General features: G+C 72.5%; 2 protein-coding genes. One reads left to right on the top strand and one right to left on the bottom strand.

Translation table 11 applies throughout. The features are described 5' to 3' along the window. Positions 1–2,767 (top strand): putative bifunctional diguanylate cyclase/phosphodiesterase (locus AC1D12_RS29735; protein ID WP_477844805.1); only part of this gene is annotated, 2,767 nt, incomplete at its 5' end. 21 nt (positions 2,768–2,788) lie between these two features. Here the strand turns inward: AC1D12_RS29735 and AC1D12_RS29730 are convergent. Next, positions 2,789–2,956 (bottom strand): TonB family protein, encoded by a 168-nt coding sequence (locus tag AC1D12_RS29730; RefSeq protein ID WP_477844807.1) that lies wholly within the window; start codon positions 2,954–2,956, stop codon positions 2,789–2,791. Positions 2,957–2,964 lie beyond the last annotated feature (8 nt).

Below are 2,964 nucleotides of genomic sequence, written 5' to 3'. Positions count from 1 at the left end.
GCTGCTCGGCTCGGACCTGGCGCCCTGGCAGGCCGCCGCTGCGTCGGGTGCCGTGGTCGGCGCCGGCCTGCTGTCGGCGCTGTTGCTGCGCCGCCTCGGCTTCGTCGGCAGCATCGACAGTTGGCGCGATGCCGGGCTGCTGCTGGGCGTCGGCGTGCTGCTGCCCACGCTGGCCGCGGTGGCCACGGCCCTCGTCTGCCTCACCGTCGACGGCACGCTCGACCGCCAGGCGTGGCTGCCCGCGGCACGCACCGTGGCGCGCGATGCACTGGCCTGCGCGCTGCTCGCGGTGCCGCTGCTGGCCTTGTCGCGCAACACGCTGCACCGGGCGTTCGCGCAGTGGCGCTGGCTCGCGAGCGTCGTGCTCGGCGCAGCGGCCTTCGCCGCGGCCTGGGCCTTCGCCCGCCACGGCAACGCCCCGGCGATGCTCGCACTGGCCAGCCTGCCGCACCTGCTGCTCGGTGGCCTGGCGGCGCGCCGCGGGCTGCTGCCGGCTTCGGCCACGGTGCTGCTGGCCGCCTTCGCTCTCRCTTCCTGGGCCGCCAAGGGCGCGGCGGGCACCGGCCCGCTGGCCGATGCCGCCACGCTGTCCGCCTGGCTGGCCACCCTGTGTGCCACGCCGCTGCTCGCCAGCGCCGTGGTGGGCCGCACCGCCACGCAAGAAGCGCGCTGGCAGCTGGCGCTCGATGCCGCCGGCGTCGGCACGCTGCAATGGGACCTGCGCAGCGGCCGCCTCGGCTATTCGCGCCGCTGGCTGCGCATGCTCGGCTACGGCAGCCTCGAGTTCGGCCACCGCATCGACGAGCTGCTGGCCCGCACCCACCCGTCCGACAGCGTCCGCCTGCTGAATGCGCTGCAGCCGCGCGGCCGCAGCGTGCCGTCCGCCGGCGAGCCGGATGCCTTCGAATTCCGGCTGCAGACCAAGGATGGCCGCTGGCTGTGGCTCGAAGGCCATGCCCGGGCCGTCGAATGGCAGCCCGATGGCACGCCACGGCGCGTGATCGCCACCGCGATCGACATCACCGACCGCCATGCCACCGAAGAGCGGCAGAACGTGACGACCCGGCTGTTCGAGTACCTGCACGAGGGGCTGATCATCACCGACGCGGCCTGCCGGGTGCTGGACGTGAACCCTGCCTTCACGAAGATCACCGGCTTCTCGCGCGAGGAGATGCTCGGCGCGGTGCCCGCGCTGCTGCGCCCGGCCACCGACGGCGAGCCGGGCGCCGCGCAGCGCGCCAGCATGGCCGCCGCGCTCGAATCCACCGGCTCGTGGCGCGGCGAGATCATCGACCGGCGGCGCGACGGCGAGCTGTGCGCACTGCAGGTGACGATCTCCGCGATCCCCGGCCCCGATGCCGAACTGCGCCACCACGTGCTGGTGCTGTCGGACACCACGCAGGCCCGGTTGCACCGCGAGCAGCTGGAGCGCCAGGCCCACTTCGACGAGCTGACCCGGCTGCCCAACCGGGCCCGCCTCGCGCAGATGCTGCGCGACGCGATCCGCGCCAGCGAGCGCGACGGCTACCTGCTGGTGGTCTGCTACCTCGACCTCGACAACTTCAAGCCGGTCAACGACACGCACGGCCACGAGGCCGGCGACCGGCTGCTGGTCGAGCTGGCGCAGCGGCTGCGCAATGCACTCGGCCGCTGGGACCACTGGACCGACGAGGTCGCGCGCCTGGGCGGCGACGAGTTCGTGCTGCTGCTGCGCGCGGCAACCCTCGAAGACGCGCAGGCCACCGTCGAGCGCGTGCTGCGCCAGGTCTCGCTGCCGTACAACCTCGGCATGGGCATCGGGCCGGTGATCGTCACCGCCAGCCTGGGCGCCACCGTCTACCCGGTCGACCGCGCCGACGCCGAAACGCTGCTGCGCCACGCCGACCATGCGATGTACGGCGCCAAGCAGGCCGGCCGCAACGGCTCGCTGTTCTTCGACACCGAGCTGAACCGCCGCACCGAAGAGCGCTTCGAGGCGCTCAGCCGCGTGCAGACTGCGCTCGACGCGCAGGAGTTCTGCCTCTACTACCAGCCCAAGGTCGACCTGCGCAACGGCACGGTGATGGGCGTCGAGGCGCTGCTGCGCTGGAAGCACCCGCAGCACGGCGTGATCGCACCGGCGCATTTCCTGCCGCTGATCGAGCACACCGGGCTCAGCGCCAGCGTCGGCGACTGGGTGCTGCAGCAGGGCATCGAGCAGCTCGCGCAGTGGCAGCGCCAGGGGCTCGACCTCACGCTCAGCATCAACGTCTCGGCGCGCCACCTGCAGGAGCCGCTGTTCGCGCAGCGCCTGGCCGGACTGCTCTCACGCTACAACTCGCCGGTGGCGCAGCGCCTGGTGATCGAGGTGCTGGAGACCGCAGCACTCGCCGACGTCGACTACACCGTGCAGCTGATGCAGGAATGCCGCAAGCTCGGCGTGCGCTTCGCGCTCGACGATTTCGGCACCGGCTACTCCACCCTCACCTACCTGAAGCGGCTGCCGCTCGACCTGCTGAAGATCGACCGCTCGTTCGTGCAGAACATGCTGCTCGATCCGCAGGACCACGCGATCGTCGCCGGGGTGATCAGTCTGTCGCGCACCTTCGGGTGCACGGTGGTGGCCGAGGGCGTCGAATCGCGGGCCCAGGCGCAGCGCCTGATCGCGATCGGCTGCGACATGGCCCAGGGCAACGGCATCGCGGCGGCCATGCCGTCGAGCGAGGTGGTCGCCTGGGTGCGGCAGTACCGCGGGGCGATCGCGCCCGAGCGGACGGTCGCCGCCTGACGCGCACCCCGAGCGGCAGCCTCAGTCGAGGTTGAAGCCCAGCTCGACGACACCTTCCTGCGTCTCGCGCAGCGGCTGGAACTTCCATTGCGCGACCGCCGCCAGCGCGGCCCGGTTCAGGCGCACGTTCGACGACGACACGACGGCCGGCGCCGATACCGTGCCGTTGGGCAGCACCTCGAAGCGCACCCGCACGG

The sequence above is a fragment of the Rhizobacter sp. P1_G5 genome (genome assembly GCF_056405435.1).
Note: the sequence above shows the minus strand (reverse complement) of the source record. Positions and strands in the feature narration are given on the sequence as shown.